The 23,065-nt window shown below is 55.6% G+C and carries 17 protein-coding genes and 2 tRNA genes; 7 read left to right on the forward strand and 12 right to left on the reverse strand.

All coding sequences use genetic code 11. The features are described 5' to 3' along the window. Positions 1-10: 10 nt before the first annotated feature. The 10 genes from infB to rlmE all read right to left on the reverse strand — a co-directional run bounded on the left by infB (position 11) and on the right by rlmE (position 10,713). Positions 11-2,704 (reverse strand): translation initiation factor IF-2, encoded by a 2,694-nt coding sequence (infB, locus tag RCF31_RS10210; protein ID WP_299457771.1) that lies wholly within the window; start codon positions 2,702-2,704, stop codon positions 11-13. Positions 2,705-2,721: 17 nt separating this feature from the next. Beyond that, a complete protein-coding gene (nusA, locus tag RCF31_RS10215; RefSeq protein ID WP_084872254.1) occupies positions 2,722-4,209 on the reverse strand; it encodes a transcription termination factor NusA in 1,488 nt (495 codons plus the stop codon). A 24-nt stretch (positions 4,210-4,233) separates the two neighbouring features. After that, on the reverse strand, positions 4,234-4,686 hold the full coding sequence (gene rimP, locus RCF31_RS10220) for a ribosome maturation factor RimP (protein WP_031279732.1): 453 nt from the start codon (positions 4,684-4,686) through the stop codon (positions 4,234-4,236). 213 nt (positions 4,687-4,899) lie between these two features. Next, positions 4,900-4,976, reverse strand: a tRNA-Met gene (locus tag RCF31_RS10225). A 59-nt stretch (positions 4,977-5,035) separates the two neighbouring features. Next, positions 5,036-5,122: transfer RNA gene (locus RCF31_RS10230), tRNA-Leu, on the reverse strand. Between the two features lie 47 nt (positions 5,123-5,169). Beyond that, the gene (gene secG / locus RCF31_RS10235; RefSeq protein ID WP_013507698.1) at positions 5,170-5,502 is read right to left on the reverse strand and encodes a preprotein translocase subunit SecG; all 333 of its coding nucleotides are present in this window, start codon (positions 5,500-5,502) and stop codon (positions 5,170-5,172) included. Positions 5,503-5,720: 218 nt separating this feature from the next. Next, positions 5,721-7,055, reverse strand: coding sequence for a phosphoglucosamine mutase (gene glmM / locus RCF31_RS10240; protein WP_084872251.1), 1,335 nt, complete (start codon positions 7,053-7,055; stop codon positions 5,721-5,723). A 6-nt stretch (positions 7,056-7,061) separates the two neighbouring features. After that, entirely contained in the window at positions 7,062-7,895 is an 834-nt protein-coding gene (gene folP / locus RCF31_RS10245; protein WP_416410220.1) for a dihydropteroate synthase, read from the reverse strand. Positions 7,896-7,980: 85 nt separating this feature from the next. Further along, the gene (ftsH, locus tag RCF31_RS10250) at positions 7,981-9,909 is read right to left on the reverse strand and encodes an ATP-dependent zinc metalloprotease FtsH (RefSeq protein ID WP_036627470.1); all 1,929 of its coding nucleotides are present in this window, start codon (positions 9,907-9,909) and stop codon (positions 7,981-7,983) included. Positions 9,910-10,083: 174 nt separating this feature from the next. Then, entirely contained in the window at positions 10,084-10,713 is a 630-nt protein-coding gene (gene rlmE / locus RCF31_RS10255; protein ID WP_084872247.1) for a 23S rRNA (uridine(2552)-2'-O)-methyltransferase RlmE, read from the reverse strand. Between the two features lie 126 nt (positions 10,714-10,839). Between rlmE and yhbY the strand changes: the two genes are divergently transcribed. Continuing rightward, positions 10,840-11,136, forward strand: a complete 297-nt coding sequence (yhbY, locus tag RCF31_RS10260) for a ribosome assembly RNA-binding protein YhbY (RefSeq protein ID WP_208717052.1) — start codon at positions 10,840-10,842, stop codon at positions 11,134-11,136. A gap of 108 nt (positions 11,137-11,244) precedes the next feature. Here the strand turns inward: yhbY and greA are convergent, their stop codons facing one another. Continuing rightward, a complete protein-coding gene (gene greA / locus RCF31_RS10265) occupies positions 11,245-11,721 on the reverse strand; it encodes a transcription elongation factor GreA (protein ID WP_084872242.1) in 477 nt (158 codons plus the stop codon). A 247-nt stretch (positions 11,722-11,968) separates the two neighbouring features. Between greA and dacB the strand changes: the two genes are divergently transcribed. From dacB to pmrB, 3 genes are read left to right on the forward strand one after another with little or no spacing between them, the layout of a single operon-like run. Continuing rightward, on the forward strand, positions 11,969-13,402 hold the full coding sequence (gene dacB, locus RCF31_RS10270; protein WP_299457793.1) for a serine-type D-Ala-D-Ala carboxypeptidase: 1,434 nt from the start codon (positions 11,969-11,971) through the stop codon (positions 13,400-13,402). Next, positions 13,402-14,064: a two-component system response regulator PmrA gene (gene pmrA, locus RCF31_RS10275; protein ID WP_084872237.1), complete on the forward strand. Its 663-nt coding sequence runs from the start codon at positions 13,402-13,404 to the stop codon at positions 14,062-14,064. The genes dacB and pmrA overlap by 1 nt, the downstream gene beginning before the upstream one ends. Beyond that, the gene (gene pmrB / locus RCF31_RS10280) at positions 14,061-15,119 is read left to right on the forward strand and encodes a two-component system sensor histidine kinase PmrB (RefSeq protein WP_299457797.1); all 1,059 of its coding nucleotides are present in this window, start codon (positions 14,061-14,063) and stop codon (positions 15,117-15,119) included. Before pmrA ends, pmrB begins: the two co-directional genes overlap by 4 nt. Here pmrB and RCF31_RS10285 read toward each other — a convergent pair. Beyond that, complete coding sequence (locus RCF31_RS10285; protein WP_416410223.1) at positions 15,116-17,368, reverse strand: TonB-dependent siderophore receptor; 2,253 nt, start codon at positions 17,366-17,368, stop codon at positions 15,116-15,118. The genes pmrB and RCF31_RS10285 overlap by 4 nt on opposite strands. 255 nt (positions 17,369-17,623) lie before the next feature. Here RCF31_RS10285 and fes point away from each other — a divergent pair, with 255 nt between their 5' ends. From fes to RCF31_RS10300, 3 genes are read left to right on the forward strand one after another with little or no spacing between them, the layout of a single operon-like run. Next, the gene (gene fes / locus RCF31_RS10290) at positions 17,624-18,841 is read left to right on the forward strand and encodes an enterochelin esterase (protein ID WP_416410225.1); all 1,218 of its coding nucleotides are present in this window, start codon (positions 17,624-17,626) and stop codon (positions 18,839-18,841) included. 16 nt (positions 18,842-18,857) lie between these two features. Beyond that, complete coding sequence (locus tag RCF31_RS10295; RefSeq protein ID WP_310617865.1) at positions 18,858-19,079, forward strand: MbtH family protein; 222 nt, start codon at positions 18,858-18,860, stop codon at positions 19,077-19,079. Then, positions 19,072-22,989, forward strand: a complete 3,918-nt coding sequence (locus RCF31_RS10300; RefSeq protein WP_416410228.1) for an enterobactin synthase subunit F — start codon at positions 19,072-19,074, stop codon at positions 22,987-22,989. Before RCF31_RS10295 ends, RCF31_RS10300 begins: the two co-directional genes overlap by 8 nt. Positions 22,990-23,065 lie beyond the last annotated feature (76 nt).

Below are 23,065 nucleotides of genomic sequence, written 5' to 3' on the forward strand. Positions count from 1 at the left end.
CAGATGATGATCAATCGATGGTGCGTTTAACTTCAATCACTTCAAAGACTTCGATCATATCGCCAACACGAACGTCGTTGTAGTTCTTCACGCCGATACCACATTCCATGCCGTTACGCACTTCGTTGACATCGTCTTTGAAGCGGCGCAGAGATTCCAGCTCGCCTTCATAGATAACAACGTTGTCGCGCAGAACGCGGATCGGGTTGTGACGTTTGATGTTGCCTTCGGTGACCATACAGCCTGCGATAGCGCCGAATTTCGGTGACTTGAACACATCACGGACTTCAGCCAGACCAATGATCTGCTGTTTATATTCCGGAGCCAGCATGCCGCTCATCGCTGCTTTTACTTCGTCGATCAGGTTATAGATGACGGAGTAGTAACGCAGATCCACGCTTTCCGCTTCGATCACGCGACGCGCAGACGCATCAGCACGCACGTTGAAGCCAAGGATAATCGCGTTGGAAGCCGCTGCCAGCGTGGCGTCGGTTTCGGTGATACCACCCACACCCGAACCGATAATCTTCACCTTCACTTCGTCGGTGGAGAGTTTCAGCAGGGAGTCGGAGATCGCTTCCACAGAACCCTGTACGTCGGATTTCAGTACGATGTTCAGCTCGGACACTTCGCCTTCGGTCATGTTGGCGAACATGTTCTCCAGCTTCGACTTCTGCTGACGCGCCAGTTTCACTTCGCGGAATTTACCCTGACGATACAGTGCGACTTCACGCGCTTTCTTCTCGTCACGAACCACAGTGGCTTCGTCACCGGCCGCCGGAACACCAGACAGGCCGAGGATTTCAACTGGAATAGACGGACCTGCAGCCAGAACTTCACGGCCCAGCTCATCACGCATCGCACGCACACGGCCATATTCAAAGCCGCACAGCACGATGTCGCCTTTGTTCAGGGTACCTTCACGCACCAGCACGGTAGCAACCGGACCACGACCTTTATCGAGGAACGATTCAATCACCACGCCGCTTGCCATACCTTCACGGATAGCGGTCAGTTCCAGAACTTCCGCCTGCAGCAGAATGGCGTTCAGCAGATCGTCGATACCGGTACCTGCTTTCGCAGAAACGTTGACGAACATGTTTTCGCCGCCCCACTCTTCCGGGATGATACCGTACTGAGTCAGCTCGTTCTTAACGCGATCGGGATCGGCTTCCGGTTTATCGATTTTGTTCACAGCAACAACGACCGGCACTTTCGCGGCTTTAGCATGCTGGATTGCTTCGATAGTCTGTGGCATTACGCCATCATCCGCAGCCACCACCAGGATAACGATATCCGTTGCCTGCGCACCACGTGCACGCATCGCGGTAAACGCGGCGTGGCCCGGGGTATCCAGGAAGGTGATCATGCCGTTATCGGTTTCAACGTGGTATGCGCCGATATGCTGAGTAATACCGCCAGCCTCGCCTGAAGCGACTTTGGTTGAACGGATGTAGTCCAGCAGTGAGGTTTTACCGTGGTCAACGTGACCCATGATGGTCACAACCGGTGCGCGGCTTTCCTGCGCAGCATCGGTATCACGATCGTCCATCACCGCTTCTTCCAGCTCATTCTCACGGCGCAGGATCACTTTGTGACCCATTTCTTCCGCTACCAGCTGAGCCGTTTCCTGATCGATTACCTGGTTGATGGTTGCCATTGCACCCATCTTCATCATCGCTTTGATGACCAGAGAACCTTTCACCGCCATTTTGTTGGCCAGTTCGGAAACAGTGATGGTTTCGCCAATGATAACGTCGCGGTTAACGGCCTGAGCCGGCTTGTTAAAGCCCTGCTGCAGTGCGCTCGGCTTACGGTTCTTACCACCTTTACCACCACGAACAGCGGCACGCGCTTCTTCACGGTCAGTTTTGGCTTCAGAATGCTTGTTGCCTTTTTTAGCCGGGCGAGCAGCTTTAGTGGTGCGCGTACGGCTGCGACCACCTTCTACCTCACGATCGTTCTCATCTTCTGCCTGGCGGGCATGGGTTGAGGTGGTGACGTGATAGTCACTGGTGTCTTCTTCGTCGGGTTTTTCCCACTCAGCAGATTTTTCCTCTGCCAGACGGCGGGCTTCTTCGGCCACACGGCGCGCGTTCTCTTCGAGTTTACGGCGCGCTTCTTCTTCAGCTTTACGCTTCAGTTCTGCGGCTTCAGCTTCACGACGGGCTTTGTCAGACTGCGTAGCCTTGGTCATTTCGTCGGTTGGTTGATTAGTCACTTTCTCATTTTCCGCTGCTTCACGCTTCGCCTTGTCAGCGGCTTCGCGCTTGGCTTTTTCTTCGGCTTCACGTTGCGCTTTTTGTTCAGCTTCGCGACGGGCTTGTTCTTCCGCCTCGCGACGCGCCTTCTCTTCCGCTTCACGCTGCGCCTCGGCTTCTGCTTCAGCCTGAGCCTGTTGCTCAGCTTCTGCATCACCCTTCACATAGGTGCGCTTTTTGCGGACTTCGATTTGCACCGATTTACTTTTACCCCCGGTGCCAGGAATATTCAAGGTGCTGCGAGTTTTGCGTTGCAGCGTCAGTTTACCTGAACCTGCCTGACCATGTTCACGATTCAGGTGGGAAAGTAAGGTCTCTTTCTCTTGCTGGCTCACCGCGTCGTCTTCAGACTTACGGATCCCCGCATCAGCAAATTGCTGTACCAGGCGATCTACCGGAGTCTGAATTTCGGCGGCCAGCGATTTTACGGTTACATCTGTCATGCTGTTCCTTCCTGTAATTATGCGTCATCGCCGAACCAGCAGATATTACGCGCGGCCATGATCAGCGCGCCGGCCTTCTCATCATCCAGCCCTTCGATATCTGTCAGATCGTCGACACCTTGCTCGGCAAGATCTTCCAGCGTACAAACGCCTTTTGCCGCCAGGCGGTAAGCCAGAGCACGGTCCAAACCGTCGAGATTCAGAAGATCTTCAGCAGGTTCCTGATTACCAAGGCTCTCTTCTTTCGCCAGCGCCAGGGTAGTTAACGCATTTTTTGCTCGTTCACGCAGGGCTTCTACCGTGTCTTCATCGAGGCCGTCAACTTCCAGCAACTCATTGATCGGTACATATGCCAGCTCTTCCAAAGAAGAGAAGCCCTCTTCCACCAGTACGGTGGCGAAGTCTTCGTCGATGTCGAGATGTTTGGTGAACATATCGATGGCTGCATGGGCTTCGGCCTGATGTTTAGCCTGCAGGTCATCGACGGTCATAACGTTCAGTTCCCAACCGCTCAGCTGGGAAGCCAGACGCACGTTTTGGCCGTTACGGCCGATCGCCTGAGCCAGATTGCCAGCTTCAACAGCGATATCCATGGTGTGATTGTCTTCATCCACCACAATTGACGCCACATCAGCCGGAGCCATGGCGTTAATCACAAACTGTGCCGGGTTATCGTCCCACAACACGATATCGATACGTTCGCCGCCCAGTTCACTGGAAACCGCCTGAACGCGTGCGCCGCGCATACCTACGCAGGCACCCACAGGATCGATACGTTTGTCATTGGTTTTCACTGCGATTTTGGCACGAGAACCTGGATCACGCGCTGCCGCTTTAATCTCGATAACTTCTTCGCCAATTTCCGGTACCTCAATGCGGAACAGTTCGATCAGCATTTCCGGCTTGGAACGGGTAACGAACAGCTGCGCACCACGCGCTTCCGGACGCACGGCATACAGCACGCCGCGAATACGGTCACCCGGGCGGAAGTTTTCACGCGGCAGCATATCTTCGCGTACGATCACCGCTTCAGCATTGCTGCCGAGATCCAGCGAGATGTTATCGCGGTTCACTTTCTTCACCACGCCAGTGATGATTTCGCCTTCCTGCTCGCGGAACTGATCCACGACCATTGCGCGTTCAGCCTCACGTACTTTCTGTACGATGACCTGCTTCGCCGTCTGGGTAGTGATACGGTCAAAGGTGACCGATTCAATCTGATCTTCAACATATTCGCCCAGATTGAATGCTTCATCTTCGAAGCGGGCTGCGTCCAGCGTGATCTCGCGAGTTGGCTGCGTGACTTCTTCAACAATCTGCCAGCGACGGAAAGTATCGAAATCGCCGCTTTTGCGGTCAATGCTGACGCGCACGTCGATTTCCTGCTCATACTTCTTCTTGGTCGCAGTGGCCAAAGCGCTTTCCAGCGCTTCGAAGATTTTCTCGCGCGGCAGGGCTTTTTCGTTAGAAACGGCTTCTACTACAGCTAAGATCTCTTTGTTCATCCTGGTTAGCCTCAATCCGGACTTTTAAAAGTGGGGGACCAGGTTCGCTTTCTGAATGTTGCTCAGCGCGAACACTTCATCGTTGCCCTCAACGGTTACCGTGATCATCTCGCCTTCGACAGACTTGATGATACCCTGCCATTTACGGCGGTTCTGCACGGCCATACGCAGTACCAGACTCACCTCTTCACCGGCGAAACGCGCATAATGTTCAGCGGTAAAAAGAGGACGGTCAAGACCCGGTGAGGAAACTTCAAGGTTGTAAGCCACCGTGATGGGATCTTCCACATCCATCACAGCGCTGACCTGGTGGCTGACATCGGCGCAATCATCAACATTGATACCCTCTTCACTATCAATATAGATGCGCAAGGTTGATGTGCGACCACGAATAAACTCGATACCGACCAATTCGTAGCCAAGCGCTTCTACCGGAGCAGAGATCAACTCTGTCAATTTTTGCTCTAATGTGGACAAGCCCACCCCCAAGACATAAAAAAAGGGCCTAATAGCCCAGTGTTGCGATTTCCTGATAACAAAAAACCCCGAAAAATCGGGGCTTTTTGTGACTGGACCCTGTATGCCGCGATGCGGCTCGGAGCACAATCCAGAAGAATTTTTTTCAAAGTCCACTGTGGAATGCGTCCGTCGATGCATACAGTATATTTGAAAAAGAACTCTAAGGGAAAGTGGTTGCGGGGGCCGGATTTGAACCGACGACCTTCGGGTTATGAGCCCGACGAGCTACCAGGCTGCTCCACCCCGCGTCCGAAAACGTGGCGAATGTTACGCCGAACTTGCGAAAAATGCAAGTCATACTGAGATTTGGTACCGAGGACGGGACTTGAACCCGTAAGCCCAATCGGGCACTACCACCTCAAGGTAGCGTGTCTACCAATTCCACCACCTCGGCACTTCACTGACAGCGACGATAGATTGTCGCATTGCAAGCTGACGATCTTACTGCGGGATATCGTTACCCGGGGTTGCCGGTTTCGCTGGCTGAGTCTGTTCAGATTTCGCCGGCGCAGTCAGATTTTCCCACTCGCTTCCCTTGGAAGTTTTATTCGTGTTCAGGTTACCCAGAATCAGGCTGATGATGAAGAACAGCGTTGCCAGCACTGCGGTCATGCGAGTCATAAAGTTACCAGACCCGGTAGAACCAAACAGCGTCGCAGAAGCGCCTGCACCAAATGATGCTCCCATATCAGCGCCTTTACCTTGCTGCAGCATGATCAGACCGACAAGGCCCAGTGCCACAATAAGGAAAACTACCAAAAGAGCTTCGTACATAATCAACCTGTTTCCTTGCGCGTAACCCGCACAGTTAAAGCTTCAACCAGTATCGATGGGGAGTCTCGTCATCACCCACCAGAAGCGGGTGTGAATACTAACCAAAGGCGCATACCTCTGCAAGCGCAATTTTCACGAACCTGACTGATTGCGGAAAAAAGCGCCATCACGGTGATTTTACAGGCGGAAAGGGGAAAATCCTGCCGCCTGTGGCCTGATTAAACGGCCTTCACTGCGTCGGCAATTTGATGCGCCAGCGCGGTGACCTGTGCTTCATCCTCGCCCTCAACCATCACACGAATCAGTGGCTCGGTACCGGATTTACGCAACAATACGCGCCCACGTCCGGCGAGGATTTTTTCCACCTCAGCGCTGGCCGCCTTGACGGCATCGGTCTGCAAAGGATCACTGTCGCCGCTAAAGCGCACGTTCACCAGTACCTGCGGCAGCATCTTCATACCGCTGCACAAATCGTGCAGACTCATATGATTTTGTACAATCGCAGTAAGCACTTGCAAACTTGCAACGATACCGTCACCCGTGGTGGTTTTATCCAGCAAAATGACATGACCAGAGTTTTCTGCGCCGAGTCGCCAGCCTTTCTCCTGCATTTTTTCCAGGACATAGCGGTCGCCGACTTTGGCGCGCACAAACGGAATACCGAGTTGTTTCAGCGCCAGCTCAAGCCCCATATTGCTCATCAACGTACCCACTACGCCACCGCGCAGCTGCCCCTGGCGTAAACCTTCACGGGCGATGATGTAGAGGATCTGGTCGCCATCGACCTTATTACCCAGGTGGTCAACCATCATGATGCGGTCACCGTCACCATCGTAGGCCAGACCCAGGTCCGCCTTCTCGGCCAGCACCCGCTGCTGCAACATGCGCAGATCGGTGGCACCACATTCTTTATTGATGTTCATGCCATCAGGTTGGGTCGCAATGGCAATGACCGTCGCCCCCAGCTCACGCAGCACATTAGGTGCGATGTGGTAAGTCGCCCCATTGGCGCAATCCACCACAATTTTTAACCCGTTCAGGCTTAGCTCACTGGGGAAGGTGCCTTTACAGAATTCGATGTAACGACCGGCTGCATCGACAATTCGGCTGGCACGGCCCAGCTCTGCCGATTCAACGCAGGTAATCGGCTTTTCCATCTCCAGCTCAATGGCTTCTTCTACTTCGTCCGGCAACTTGGTGCCTTCAGCAGAGAAAAATTTGATGCCGTTATCGTCGAACGGGTTATGTGAGGCTGAAATCACAATCCCGGCTTCCGCGCGGAAAGTGCGCGTCAGATAGGCAATCGCCGGTGTTGGCATCGGTCCGGTAAACGCAGCAGATAGGCCAGCCGCCGCCAGTCCAGCTTCCAGCGCCGATTCCAGCATATAACCTGAAATACGCGTGTCTTTGCCAATCAGTACTTTTCTGGAACCGTGACGCGCCAGTACTTTACCTGCCGCCCAACCCAGCTTCAGTACGAAATCAGGGGTGATCGGCGCTTCACCCACTTTGCCGCGAATACCATCCGTACCGAAATATTTACGATCACTCATGCCTTTTTATCCTTTTGCTCTGCGTGTTGCTTCCACAACGCGCATCGCCTCAACGGTTTCTTTCACGTCATGCACGCGAATGATGTGTGCACCCTGCATGGCGGCAATCACCGCACACGTCAGGCTGCCGGTCAGACGCTGCGCTGGACCGACATTTAACAGCTGGCCAATCATCGACTTACGTGACATTCCCACTAACAGCGGCAAACCGAAATGGTGGAAATGGCCCAGTTCGGCCAGCAGTTCATAATTGTGGCTGAGATTCTTACCGAAACCGAAGCCGGGGTCGAGCAGCAGATTGTCTTTTTTAATCCCCGCCGCCACACAGCGCGCAATCTGTTCAGTGAAGTAAGCGTCAACTTCGCTGACGATATTTTGATACTGCGGAGCCTGCTGCATGGTGCGCGGTTCACCCTGCATATGCATCAGGCACACCGGCAGCCCGGTTTGCGCCGCCGCCTGCAACGCACCGGGCTCCGTCAGAGAACGAATATCGTTAATGATGTGAGCGCCCACTCGCGCAGATTCACGGATGACTTCGGCTTTTGAAGTATCAACCGAAATCCACACTTCAAAACGTTGGGCGATGGCTTCCACGACCGGAATCACACGTTCCAGTTCCTCTTCAACACTGACCTCATCCGCACCAGGGCGCGTCGACTCACCACCCACATCGATAATGGTCGCCCCCGCGTTAACCATCTCATTGGTATGCGTTAACGCATCCACCAACGAGTTATGCTTACCACCATCGGAGAAGGAGTCCGGCGTGACATTCAAAATACCCATCACATGGGGAAACGACAGATCGAGATGGGAATCACGGGCGTACAACTTCATGGTGAGAGTCTCCTTGAGGAATTACTGAACTGCGGGATGTAAAAAACCCCGGACCGGCCGGGGTTTAAATTGAGGTTGGTGCCTCTTACTTGTCGAGCTGTTCTGACATGGTGTTGCCCGGATTTGGCGTACGCGGTTCATCAACCGGACGTGGCGCCTTCGGCGTACCGTTATTATCAGAAGAGTTGCTGCCCGGGTCTTCCCAGCCAGCTGGTGGACGCACTTCGCGACGCGCCATCAGGTCATCAATCTGCGGTGCGTCGATGGTTTCATACTTCATCAGCGCGTCTTTCATCGCGTGAAGGATGTCCATGTTTTCACCCAGAATACGGCGTGCACGCTGATAGTTGCTGTCGATCAGGTGTTTCACTTCCTGGTCGATGATACGCGCCGTTTCATCAGACATGTGCTTAGCTTTCGCCACAGAACGACCGAGGAACACCTCACCCTCTTCCTCTGCATACAGCAGCGGACCGAGTTTTTCGGAGAAGCCCCATTGGGTCACCATGTTGCGCGCCAGATTAGTCGCCACTTTGATGTCGTTAGATGCACCCGTAGATACGTGCTCAACACCGTAGATGATTTCTTCCGCCAGGCGACCGCCGTACAGCGTAGAAATCTGGCTTTCCAGCTTCTGACGGCTGGCGCTGATTGCATCGCCTTCCGGCAGGAAGAAGGTGACACCCAGTGCGCGGCCGCGCGGAATGATGGTCACTTTATGTACAGGATCGTGTTCCGGCACCAGACGACCAATAATCGCATGGCCAGCTTCGTGATAGGCGGTAGATTCTTTCTGCGCTTCCGTCATCACCATGGAGCGACGTTCCGCACCCATCATGATTTTGTCTTTCGCTTTCTCGAACTCAACCATCGATACCACACGCTTGTTGGAGCGCGCAGCAAACAAAGCTGCTTCGTTCACCAGGTTCGCCAGGTCAGCACCGGAGAAGCCCGGGGTACCACGCGCGATGATGGCTGCATCGATGTCGGTTGCCAGCGGCACACGACGCATATGCACTTTCAGGATCTGCTCACGACCACGAACATCTGGCAGGCCAACCACGACCTGGCGGTCAAAACGGCCTGGACGCAGCAGCGCCGGGTCAAGCACGTCAGGACGGTTCGTTGCCGCGATAACGATAATGCCTTCGTTGCCTTCAAAACCATCCATCTCAACCAGCATCTGGTTCAGCGTTTGTTCACGTTCGTCGTGACCACCGCCTAAACCGGCACCACGCTGACGACCCACCGCATCGATTTCATCGATAAAGATGATGCACGGTGCCGCCTTTTTCGCTTGTTCGAACATGTCACGCACACGAGATGCACCAACACCCACGAACATTTCAACGAAGTCAGAACCGGAGATAGTAAAGAAAGGCACTTTTGCTTCACCGGCGATAGCTTTCGCCAGCAGCGTTTTACCGGTACCCGGCGGACCCACCATCAGGACGCCCTTGGGAATTTTACCGCCCAATTTCTGGAAACGGCTCGGTTCACGCAGATACTCGACCAACTCACCCACTTCTTCTTTAGCCTCATCACAACCGGCTACATCAGCAAAAGTGGTTTTGATCTGATCTTCCGTCAGCATGCGGGCCTTGCTCTTACCGAAGGACATCGCGCCCTTCCCGCCGCCACCTTGCATCTGACGCATAAAGAAGATCCACACGCCAATCAGCAGCAGCATCGGGAACCAGGAGATGAAGATCGAAGCCAGCAGGCTCGGTTCTTCCGGCGGTTCGCCAACCACTTTGACGTTTTTGGTCAACAGGTTATCGAGTAACTTGGGATCGTTGACAGGAATATAGGTCGTGTATTTATTACTGTCTTTTTTGGTAACGTTAATCTCACGCCCGTTAATACGTGCCTCGCGGACCTGATCCTGGTTCACTTCCGACAGGAAGGTTGAATAATCAACCCTACGGCCATTCGACTCGCTGGGCCCAAAGCTCTGGAATACTGACATCAGCACGACCGCGATGACTAACCAGAGAATCAGGTTTTTCGCCATGTCACTCAAGGGATTAACCTCATATTACAACGGTGTTAACAGACAGCGTAGGGTACTATATATCCTTCATACCTGGAATCGCGGCGCTGATGATTTTGCTTGTTTACCCTGAAAGTCAGAATTCTCATCGGTGTAAACGCATTGCTCGCCTTGCTTTGATTCCGGTAAATCGGGTTATAGTTTGCGCCCTGTCGCCACAATGTACACTTCGCGCGAACGTGATCGCGAAGCATCCGGCTTACGAATTTTCACTTTCGTAAACAGGGAGCGAATTTCCCGCAGGTATTCATCGAAGCCATCTCCCTGAAACACTTTCACCACAAAACTGCCGCCTGGGGCCAGGATATCCCGACACATTTCCAGCGCCAATTCTACCAAATACATCGAACGCGGAATATCAACTGCAGGTGTACCGCTCATGTTCGGCGCCATGTCCGACATCACCACCTGCACTTTTTCGTCACCAACGCGTTCCAGTAGCGTCTTCAGCACTGCTTCGTCACGAAAATCGCCTTGCAGAAAATCAACACCGACAATCGGGTCCATAGGCAGCAGGTCACAGGCAATGATACGGCCATTCGAGCCAATTAGTTGTACCACATATTGCGACCAGCCACCGGGTGCAGCTCCCAGATCGACCACTGTCATACCGGGTTTGAACAGCTTGTCACCCTGCTGTATTTCCTCAAGTTTAAACCAGGCGCGCGAACGCAACCCTTTTTTCTGTGCCTGTTGCACATATTTATCGCTAAAGTGTTCCTGAAGCCAGCGACTGGAACTGGCCGAACGCTTTTTACCCGTCATAATTTTTCCAGTTAAATCGTCATCGTAGCGATAAATCAGCACGCATGGGTTGCGTTGATTTGGCGATATACCCGAGATGGCGGTAGAATGAACCGTTTTCAATCCCTAAGTAAGCAAAAAAATACGATGAATCTGAGTACCAAACAAAAACAGCACCTGAAAGGCCTTGCGCATCCGCTTAAACCCGTTGTTATGCTGGGTGGCAATGGCCTGACTGAAGGCGTGCTCGCCGAAATCGAACAGGCGCTAGAACATCACGAATTGATCAAGGTAAAAATTGCCTCGGAAGATCGTGAAACTAAGCTCCTGATCGTTGACGCTATCGTCCGCGAAACCAAAGCTTGCAACGTACAGGTCATCGGCAAAACGCTGGTGCTGTATCGCCCTGCAAAAGAGAGCAAGATTTCTCTCCCCCGTTCGTAACGGCGGGCAGAGAAAGTGCCATGCTCCTGCATGGGATAAAAGGCCGCTACGCGGCCTTTTTCCTTTCTTTACAATATGCAGCAACGCATTTCAAAGCGTAGCAATATATTAGATGTATTCCACCTTCAGGATCTCATATTCCACATCCCCGCCCGGTGTTTTGATGATCGCGACGTCATCCGCTTCTTTCCCGACCAGACCACGCGCCATCGGCGAGTTCACTGAAATCAGATTTTGTTTAAAGTCGGCTTCGTCATCGCCCACGATACGGTAGGTCGATTCTTCATCAGTATCGATGTTCAGCACCTGCACGGTAGCACCAAAAATGACGCGACCGGTTTTCGGCATCTGAGTCACATCAATCACTTGTGCATTGGAGAGTTTCGCTTCGATCTCCTGAATGCGTCCCTCGCAGAACCCTTGTTCTTCGCGGGCAGCATGGTATTCGGCATTCTCTTTCAAATCGCCGTGCTCACGGGCTTCGGCGATAGAGGCGATGATGCGCGGACGCTTAACGGTTTTCAGTTCGTTCAGCTCTTCGCGCAGCTTTTCAGCGCCTTTTAAAGTCATCGGAATCTGTTTCATTTTGGCTCCTCGTCATCTTTCCTGGTTAACAGCGTCATCCTGACCGGTGACAGCAGAAAACGGCTTCTGCGGCGCGTTACCTCATTTTCACAAGCAAAAGAATCCTGACCCGGAAAGGTTTCCGGGTCAGGATGGGTTTTGCATTTTGATACGTATTTTACCCCAGAGTTCCCTGTGGGTCATCGTTTACTTTGCACCGTCCGGGGACGTAGTATTGTCGCCTTCACCCGTCAGTTACCGCGAGATTATGCGATTTTCACGACTTGTTACCGGATTAACCTGTGCGTTTATGCTGCAGGCACAAGCAGCCCCCGTTGAGGAATACATGCAGTATTTACCAGACGGCGCAAACCTGGCGCTGATGGTACAAAAAGTGGGCGCATCAACCCCGATAATCGATTTTCATGGCAAACAAATGGCGTTACCCGCCAGTACCATGAAGGTTGTGACCGCGCTGGCGGCGTTGCTGGAGCTGGGGCCTGACTTCCGTTTCCAGACCACGCTGGAAACCAAAGGCGCAGTCAGCGATGGCACCCTGAATGGGGATCTGGTGGCACGCTTTGCCGGTGATCCGACCTTAAGCCGCCAGGATCTGCGCAACATGGTCGCCACGCTGAAAAAGCAGGGCATCACCCATATTAAAGGCAATTTGGTGATCGATACCTCGGTCTTCGCCAGCCACGATATGGCACCAGGCTGGCCGTGGAACGATCTGACGCAATGCTTCAGCGCACCGCCAGGGGCGGCCATCGTCGATAAAAACTGTTTCTCTGTTTCGCTCTACAGCGCCAGCAAGCCGGGCGAAACCGCCTTTGTGCGCATCGCTTCCTATTACCCGGCACATATGTTCAGCCAGGTACGTACCCTCGGCCCTAACAGCGGCGAGGGACAATATTGCGAGCTGGATGTGGTGCCAGGCGAATTGAACCGCTACACCCTGACCGGCTGCATGCGTCAGCGTGCTGAACCGCTGCCACTGGCCTTTGCCGTGCAGGATGGCGCAGCCTGGGCGGGCGAGATCCTGAAGGATGAACTGCGCGCTGCGGATATTGATTACAGCGGCCATCTGGTGCGTCAGACGCAGGTCACGTCGCCGGGTACCGTGCTGGCCTCCACGCAATCCGCACCGTTGCACGATTTGCTGCACACCATGCTGAAGAAATCGGACAATATGATTGCCGATACCGTGTTCCGTACCATTGGCCATCATTACTTCAATGTCCCGGGCACCTTCCGTGCCGGTTCTGATGCGGTGCGCCGCATTCTGCGCGAAAAAGCCGGTGTCGATCTCGGCAACACCATTCAGGTAGACGGCTCCGGCCTGTCACGTCATGATTTGGTCGCGCCCAGTACCATGATGCAGGTGCTACAATACATCGCCAAAAATGATTCAACGCTGAACTACATCTCTATGCTGCCGCTGGCGGGCTACGATGGCACGCTACAATATCGTGGTGGTCTACATGAAGCGGGCGTTGATGGTAAGGTATCGGCGAAGACCGGTTCGCTGCAGGGCGTCTATAATCTGGCAGGATTCATTACTACTGCCAGCGGCGCGCGCGTTGCCTTTGTCCAGTATCTGTCCGGTTATGCTGTTCCACCGGAAGACCAGAAGACACGCCGCATTCCGCTGGTGCGTTTTGAAAGCCGCCTCTACAAGGACATTTACCAGAACAACTGATGAAACTGTTAATCGTTGAGGATGATGCGCTGCTGCAATCGGGCCTGGCCCAGGCATTGAGCGCCCAGGGGTACGCCGTCGACTGTGCCGCCAGCGCCGCAGAAAGCAATGCCTTGCTGCGCAGTGGCCAGTACAGCCTGATCGTACTGGATCTCGGTCTGCCCGATCGTGACGGTGCTGCGCTACTGCGTCAGTGGCGTCGCGATGGCATCGCCGTACCGGTACTGATTCTCACCGCGCGTGATGCGCTGGAAGATCGGGTGGATGGGCTGGATGCCGGTGCCGATGACTATCTGGTGAAGCCCTTTGCCCTGGTGGAACTGCAGGCACGCGTGCGGGCATTGATTCGCCGCTATCAGGGCCATAGCGACAACCTGTTGCAGCAGGGTGACCTCACTCTCAACCTCAGTTCTCAGCAGGTACTGCTGGAGAACCAGCCGCTGGAAATCACGCCGAAAGAGTTCGCGCTGCTAACCCGTTTGCTGATGCGCGTCGGGCAGAATGTGCACCGCGAAACCCTGCAACAGGATCTCTACAGCTGGAACGATGATCCCGGCTCCAACACGCTGGAAGTCCATATTCACAATCTGCGCCGCAAACTCGGTAAAGATCGTATCAAGACCGTGCGTGGCGTCGGTTATCGGCTGGAAGAACGTGAATGAATAGCATGCGTCAGCGCTTGCTGATTATGCTGGCGCTGATTTTGCTCACCTGCCAGATCATGAGCGCCGTCTGGCTGTGGCACGAAAGCCGCGAACAGATTGGCTTTCTGGTGAATGAAACGCTCACCGCCAAAGCACGTAACGATCACGTCGAAAACGAAATCCGCGAAGCCATTGCCTCACTGCTGTTGCCGTCGCTGGTGATGGTGTGCCTGACGTTGCTGTTCTCCTTCTGGGCCATCAACTGGATTATCCGCCCGCTGAAGTTGTTGCAAAGCAGCCTTGCCCATCGCTCCGCCGATAATCTGTCCGCGCTGCCGCTCTATTCCGAGATGGAAGAGATCGTGGCGGTGACCACCTCGATCAATCAGCTCCTGTCGCGTCTCGATCATACGCTGCAACAGGAACGCCTGTTCACCGCCGATGCCGCCCACGAATTACGCACGCCACTGGCCGGACTGCGCCTGCATCTGGAGCTGCTGCAACAGCAAAACGTACCGCAAAGTGAAATGCTGGTGGAACGTATCGATCAGCTGATGCACACGGTTGAACAATTACTGATGCTGTCGCGTGCTGGCCAGGCGCTGGCTGGCGGTCACTATCAGCAGTTGCACTGGCAACAGGACATCATGCAACCATTGCAGCCGGAGATGGCCGAACTTTACGCACAACGTCAGCAGCAATTGTTCTGGCCGCAGGGCACGGATGTACCACAACAGGGTGAGGCGGTTTTGCTGCGTCTTATGCTGCGTAACCTACTGGAAAATGCCTCGCGCTACAGCCCGGAAGGCAGTGAAGTGCAGGTGTTGTTACGTGAAGAAGAACAGCAGGTGATCGTTGAAGTGTGGGATCAGGGACCAGGCATTGAAGCCAGTGCGGCAGAGGAACTGACTAAGGCCTTCCGACGTCGCGATCAACGCTACGGTGGCAGCGGTCTGGGTCTGAATATTGTGCTGCGCATTGTGCAAATGCATCACGGCAGCCTGGAACTGGTTAACCGGAAAGACGGCAGCGGACTGATTGCCCGCTGCCGTTTGCCTCATCATCTCAATTAGAATTGCGTGTTGAGGCTCATGTAGTAAGTACGGCCTGAATCGTTGTAGGTGTTCGCACCAGCACCATACAGATACGCACCGGTCGTCGCGTTGCCGGTGGTCTGGGCATTACCCTGACGCCAGTGACGCTTGTCAGTCAGGTTATCGATACCCAGGGTGACGCTAACATACTTGTTAATATCGTAGGTGCCGCTCATGCCGATAATGGAGTATGGGCTAACCTGATCGGTGGCGCTGCCGGTAACCGGGTTGCCATGATAGTCATACTTTTTCGGCACTTGCTTACCGTACCAGGTAAAGGTGGTTTGCAGCGACAGATCCTCTGTTGCCTGCCAGCTCAGCGTCGAGTTCAGGGTATATTGCGGGATAATCGACAAACGGTCGCCGGTCTCTTTGTTCTTACTCTGCAGCATATACGTGTAATTGTTATTCCACGTTACGGTGTCAGAGAACGGGATGTTGATGGTGCCTTCCAGCCCTTCAACCACCGCTTTCGGTACGTTTTCCCACTTGTAGATGTTGGTGGTGCCGTTAGAGGCAGTACCGGTTGAGACCATACCCGCTTCGATTTTGTTGCGATAATCGTTGCGGAACCAGGTCAGACCGGCCTGATAGCCTTCGTGTTTCCACTCCAGACCAATCTCTTTGTTGATGCTGTTTTCTGCTTTCAGGTCTTTATTACCCTGCAAATAACAGGCGCTGGACGCATCAGCACAACCCTGACCGTTGCTGTACAACAGATAGTTCGGGTTGGTCTGATACAGGCTCGGCGCTTTATAAGCACGACCAATCCCCATCTTCAGCGTGAAGTCATCACCCAGTCCTTGCGACAGGTTCAGTGACGGGCTCCAGTTGTTGCCCACAATCGAGTGATGATCGAAACGCAGGCTCGGCGTCAGCATGGTGCTGTCTGTCAGCTCCATGTTGTCTTCAGCAAACAGTGAGAAGATTTCAGCCTGGGAATACGGGCTGCGTCCGGTACTCGAGATGCCCGGCACGCTACCGTAGCTGGCCGCCTGGGTGGTGGAAGAAGGATCCTTCATGCGCTGCTGATTCCACTCAGTGCCCAACGTTGCGGTCTGGTTAATCAGCCATTCAAACGGAATGCTGACTTCACTGTGCAGCATAATGTCGTCGAGCTGGATGGTGTTAAAGCCGCTGTTGGAGAAGATCCCTTCGGTCCCGCCCGCCAGGCCTTCATTGATACGGGTGTTACGGGTTTTCTCGTAGCGTCCCCAGGTACTGGTACTGACACCGTTGTCCCAGGCACCGGTCCATTTCAGCGAGATGTTCTGGCGATACAGGCGGTTGGTTTCATCACCGTACAGGCTTTTCACCAGCGTGCTGGTGTTGGTGTTCTGCGTATCACCGGCATAAAGGTTACCCTGACGGCTGTAGCCTGCCTGCAATTCGAGGGTTTGCATCGGCGCAAACGCCCAGCTCAGTAACGCATTGATATCTTTGTTGACGGAACCTTCGCGTCCAGCCGGATAGCTGCCCGCATAAGTCCCGGTACGGTCTGCAGCATGGCCTTCGTTGATATCGTAGGCATCCGCCTGAGTTTTGGCTAAGCCACCGTACAACCGAAAGTTGAAGTCATCACCCAGCGGCCCTTGCAGGCTGAAGTTGGTGCGTTTGGTTGCGCCTTCATCTTTGTGCTGCGGTACGTTGAAATAGCTGTTCCAGGAACCGTGCCACTGCTGGTCGGTGTATTTCTTGGTGATGATGTTCACCACGCCACCCGCCGCGCCGTTGCCGTAGCGCACCGCGGCCGGACCACGAATCACGTCGATATGGTCGATCAACTCTGGCGGTACCCAGTTGGTATCACCGCGCGTATCACGCTCGCCACGCCAGCCAAGGCGTACCGAGTTACGGCTGGTGATCGGCATACCATCAACCATGATCAGGGTGTTTTCCGGGCCCATGCCACGGATATCGATCTGGCGATTGTTGCCGCGCTGGCCGCTGGTGGAGTTACCGGTCAGGTTAACGCCCGGCATGGTGCGGATGATTTCAGACACATCGCGCGCTGGCGGATGCTTTTTGATTTCATCGGCGGTAATGGTAGAAACGCCTGGAGCCTGCAACGTTTGCTGCTGGGCGGTCACCAGCATGGTGCCCCCATCCACGGAAGCGGCGTCTGTGCTGGTAGTCGTGCTGCTGGAGGTCTCTGCTGCCCAGGTGGTACCGGAGAGAAGCCCCAGTTCAATCAGAATGGCTAATGATAAACGCGAATATTTTTTCATTTTTTCGTTCCTGGATTGCCAGCAAACGTAACTGGCGCGCCGGTGAGAAAGTCACAATCCTTTATCGTCGCCCTGTCCCAAACCTGGCAGTGCCATCCGTCGCGCATCCCTTCCTTATATGAGAAAGGTGACAGGCGGAACGAGCGTGCTCATTTATGAGCGGAAACACCCTATTGCAAATGCAAATAATTATCAATAGTATTATCTGTAACCTTTGTGAAAAGATCCTTGAGTAAACGGCGACTGGCAGCACCTATGACCTGGCTAAACGAGATAACCGGCAGTGAAGCCTGGTGGCAGGAGCAGCAACGTAAAGGCATCCCGTATGTCGAGGGAGAGGTGGATGGCGCATGTCAGGTCACTTTCTTCTGGCGCGATCCGCAGGGCAATGAAACGCAGTCGCGCACGCAGCGGGTGTGGATCAACATCACCGGCGTAACCGATCACCACCAGCACCGCCCCCCGCAATCTTTGGTACGTGTCGCCAATACCGATGTCTGGTACTGGCAGACCCTCCTGCCAGCCAACTGGCGCGGCAGCTACTGCCTGATGCCGGATGAACAGGCGACCGATTTCGCCGGGGATGCCGACATGTATGCCCTGCGCAACTGGTGGCGCGATAAATTCCCGACGGCCCAGGCCGATCCGCTTAATACCCTGCGTGGCTGGTCCGGTGGACGTGGCATGGGCGTATCCCCGCTGCATCTGCCGCAGGCCCCCAGTCAGCAGGTATGGCGCGCCATTGATGAAGGCCACGCCTCTGAAATCGCCTTGCAACACTATCACTGGGACAGTGCCTTACTGGGCAACAGCCGTTCCGTCTGGCTGTATTGTACCGGCGAGGCTGAACCCCGGCAGCGACCGCTGGCCATTTTGCTCGATGGGCAGTTCTGGGCACACAGCATGCCGATTGCCGGCCCGCTGCAACAACTTACCGACCAGGGCGCGTTGCCTGCGGCGGTTTATCTGTTTATCGACATCATTGACCGCGAACATCGCAGTCGCGAACTACCGTGCAACGCCCTGTTCTGGCAGGCCTTGCAGGAAGAGTTGCTGCCTCAGGTGGCGCAGTGGGCACCTTATCGGCAGCAGGCCGACAGCACCGTGGTGGCCGGGCAAAGTTTCGGCGGACTCGCCTCGGTATTCGCCGCATTGCACTGGCCACAGCAGTTTGGCAATGCCATCAGCCTGTCCGGCTCCTTCTGGTGGCCGGAGCGCGGTAATGCGCACGGCTGGCTGATCCAGCAGCTGGAGCAGGGTCTGGCACCGCGTCAGCCACTGCGTTTCTGGCTGGAAGCAGGAAAACGTGAAGGGCTGATTTTGCAGGCGAATCAGCAATTGCAGCAGTTGTTGCAGGCGTCCGGTTATCAGGTGGATTACCAGCCGGTGGAAGGTGGACACGATGCGCTGTGCTGGCGTGGTGGTCTGCTGGATGGCCTGCAAGCGCTGTGGCGCAATCCGACCCCGCATTAAACAAGCAGGAGCCGACATGGAACATCGCAATCCCTTTGACGATCCGCAGCAGGATTGTCTGGTGCTGTGCAATCCGCAGCAACAATACAGTTTATGGCCCGCGTTCAGCGCCCCTCCCTCTGGCTGGCAAACGGTGTTTGGCCCACAGCCGCAACCCGCCTGCCTGAATTGGCTGGAACAGAACTGGCAGGATATCCGGCCGCTGACGCAGGACACCAACCGGAGCGACAATGTCTGAATCCCTGATGAACCGACACCTCACCGAACAGCAAACCCTGCCGCTGGTGGCGGCCCAGCCCGGCATCTGGATTGCCGATCAGCTGTCCCGCCATCACAATGCCTATGCGGTCGCGCACTTTATTGAATTGCAGGGTGATATCGATAGCGCCCTGCTGTGCAAAGCGATTATTGCGGGTATGCAGGAAGCCGATACGCTAAACATGGCGTTTGGCGAAGTGGACGGCGAAGCAATGCAATGGCCGCAGGCGCAGAACTTTAGCCAGCCGCAGCTCATCGATCTGCGTGCAGAAGCCGACCCCGCCGCCAAAGCCCGCGCCCTGATGCGCGCCGATATGAACGGCGATTTGCGCGTGCTGAGCGGCGCACCGCTGTATCATCATTGCCTGTTCCGGCTGGGTGAGCAGCATTGGTTCTGGTATCAGCGTTATCACCATCTGGTGGTGGATGGGTTCAGTTTTACCGCCCTGACGCGCCGCATCGCCAATCTGTACAGCGCCTGGGCACAGCAACAGCAAGCGGAACCCACCCCCTTTATCCCTTTTAGCGAAGTGGTGGAAGAGTATCAGCGCTATCAGCAATCCACTTCCTTCACGCGTGACAGCCAGTTCTGGCGCGAAAAAGGTGCCAGCCTGCCTGCGCCCGCCTCACTGTCGCCCCAGCCGCTGGCAGGACAAAGCGCCAGTACCGATTTGCTGCGTCACAGCCTGACACTGGATCGCGCCACCTTCCAGCAGCTGGTGAGCCAGCATCCTCAGCATAGCGCCGCCGATCTTGCCTTCGCGCTGGTGGGGCTATGGCTGGCCCGCCTGAGCGGGCAAAACGATCTCTCCGCTGGTTTTATCTTTATGCGCCGTATCGGTTCGGCTGCGCTGTGCGCCACAGGTCCGGTGATTAACGTGCTACCGATGGCGATCCACTACGATCCGGCACAACCGCTGGCTACGCTGGCGAATCAGTTGGCCGGTGAAGTGAAAAAGATGCGCCGCCACCAGCGCTACGATGCCGAACAGGTGATGCGCGATCTCGGGCGTCTCGGTGATGGCGATCCGCTTTATGGCCCGGTGATCAACCTGAAGATGTTTGACTACCAGCTGGATTTCGCCGGTGTTGAAGGGATTACCCATCAGCTGGCATCTGGCCCGGTGCGCGATCTGGAAATTGCCATCTACATCAGCGAACAGGGTGAACTGACGCTGGAGCTGCTGGCGAATGCAGCACGCTACAATCTGCCCACCCTGCAACGCCATAGCCGTCGTTTCGCCTTATTACTGGCGCAACTGGCGGCAGATCCGCAGCGCCCGTGCGGTGAGCTGGATCTACTGACGGCTGAGGAACATCGCCAGCTGGCTGATATCAATCACACCGCGCATCCGCTCCCGGCGGACACGCTGGCATCGCTGCTGGCCCGGCAGGCCGCGCGCACCCCGGATGCCCCGGCACTGGCCGATGCGCAGCATCAGCTTAGCTATCGCCAGATGCAGCAGCAGGTCTTTGCGCTGGCGCAGCAGTTAAGTGCCGCTGGCGTACAACGCGGTGACATCGTGGCGGTGGCTTTGCCGCGTTCAGTGCAGCTGTCGCTGGCGTTACAGGCGATTGTTACACTGGGTGCCGCTTATCTGCCACTCGATACCGGTTATCCCGACGACCGTCTGCAATTGATGCTGGAAGACGCAGCACCCAAAACCCTGATGACCTCGGCCTCGCTGTCCACACGCTTCGCGGCGATTGCTCAGGTCAACCAGCTGCATTTCGATGCGCTCTCCACGGTGCCGGATGCCCCTGCTCCCGTCAGCGCACCGCAGCCGCAGGACGGGGCTTATATCATCTATACCTCGGGTTCCACCGGGCGTCCCAAAGGGGTGTTGGTCGGCCATGAAGCCATCGTCAACCGTCTGTTGTGGATGCAGGATCACTACCCGCTGCAACCAGATGATGTGGTGCTCCAGAAAACCCCGAGCAGCTTTGACGTTTCGGTGTGGGAATTCTTCTGGCCGCTGCTGGTCGGCGCGCAGCTGGTGATGGCTCCGCCGGAAGCCCATCGCGATCCGGAAGCGCTGCAACAGCTGTTCGCGCAGCACAAAGTGACCACCACCCACTTTGTTCCCTCCATGCTGGCGGCCTTTGTCGCGGCATTGCAGGATGATGCGGCCATCAATAGCTGCGCCAGCCTGCGCCGCGTCTTCTGTAGCGGTGAAGCACTGCCGACCGACCTGTCACGCGAGTGGGAACAGTTGACCCGGGTGCCGCTGCACAATTTGTATGGCCCGACGGAAGCGGCGGTGGATGTCAGCTGGTATCCGGCATTTGGCGAAGCGCTGGCAGCGGTTGAAGGTGCCAGCGTGCCCATCGGTTATCCGGTGTGGAACACCGGTCTGCGTATTCTTGATACCCGTCTGCAACCGGTGCCGCCGGGTGTGGCAGGTGATCTCTATCTTACCGGTATTCAGCTGGCACACGGCTACCTGGGACGTCCTGATCTTACCGCCAGCCGTTTTGTCGCTGATCCGGCGGGCAACGGTGAACGGATGTATCGCACCGGCGATGTCGCACGCTGGCTGGACAATGGCGCAGTGGAATATCTTGGCCGCAGCGACGATCAGTTAAAAATTCGTGGTCAGCGCATCGAACTCAATGAAATCGATCATGTGCTGTGCGCGCAGCCTGGCATTGAGCAGGCTGTCACGCACGCGGTGGTGCTGGGAGGAGCTGCGGCGCAGGGCGATGCCCGCCAGCTGGTCGGTTATGTGATTGCCGATCATGCGGTTGATGGCGAAGCGCTACGCCATGCGCTGGAGCAGCAATTGCCCGCCCATATGGTGCCGGTGTCGATTGTACAGCTGGAAGCCTTCCCGCTCAGCAGCAATGGCAAGCTGGATCGCAAAGCCTTACCGCTGCCGCAGGCCGCCATGGCCAGTGCCGGACGCGCGCCTCATCCGGGGCTGGAAAGCCAACTGGCAGCGGCGTTTTGCCAGTTGCTGGCGTGCGACAGTATCAGCGCGCAGGATGATTTCTTTGCCCTTGGCGGCCATTCGCTGCTGGCGATGCGTCTTGCTGCACAGCTACGTCGTGAGCTGCAACAGCCGGTATCCGTGGGCCAGATCATGGTTGCTTCCACCGTCGAAAAACTGGCTGCACTGCTGAGTGATGAACAATCTCACCAACAGGCCGGTTTTGAAGCGGTGCTGCCGCTGCGTCAGGGTAATGGACCCACGCTGTTCTGCTTCCACCCGGCCTCCGGTTTTGCCTGGCAGTTCAGCATCCTGCAACGCTATCTGGATCCACGCTGGTCGCTGATGGGTATTCAGTCACCGGATACCGATAGCCCGCTGAATCAAAGTGCGCATCTGGATGAGGTTTGTGACGCCCATCTGCGTACCCTGCGCGAAGTGCAGCCGCACGGTCCTTATTACTTCATTGGCTATTCGCTGGGTGGCACCCTGGCGCAGGGCATTGCCGCACGGCTGACAGCTGCCGGAGAAGAGGTGGCGTTCCTTGGCCTGCTCGATACCTGGCCGCCGGAAACGCAGAACTGGGATGAAAAACGCGGCGAGAACGTCCTGGACCCGGCGGTGCTGGAAGAAGTGAACCGTGAGCGTGAGCAGTTTATTGCTGCGCAGCGTCATCAGGCGGGTGAAGAGATGCAGGCGATGTTCGATACCATCGAAGCCAACTACGCCAGCTCGGTTCGCCTGCTGGCGACCGCCCGCAGCGCCCACTTTACCGGACGCGCAACCCTATTCCTTGCGGAGCAGACGCAGCAACCGGGGCAGGACGCGCGACGCGCCTGGGCACCGTATGTCGGTGAACTGGCGGTGTGGCCGATGGATTGCGCCCACGTGGATATCATTTCACCGCAGATGTTCGAGCAGATTGGCCCCTTGTTGCAGCGGCTGCTGAGCGAACGGTAATCCAGAATGTAGCGGCGCGATTTATCGCGCAGATTTTTCCGGCATCGCGCACGAAATTGCGCGATAAATCGCGCCG

This window comes from Pantoea sp. App145 (assembly GCF_047947045.1).
Taxonomy (GTDB): Bacteria; Pseudomonadota; Gammaproteobacteria; order Enterobacterales; family Enterobacteriaceae; genus Pantoea.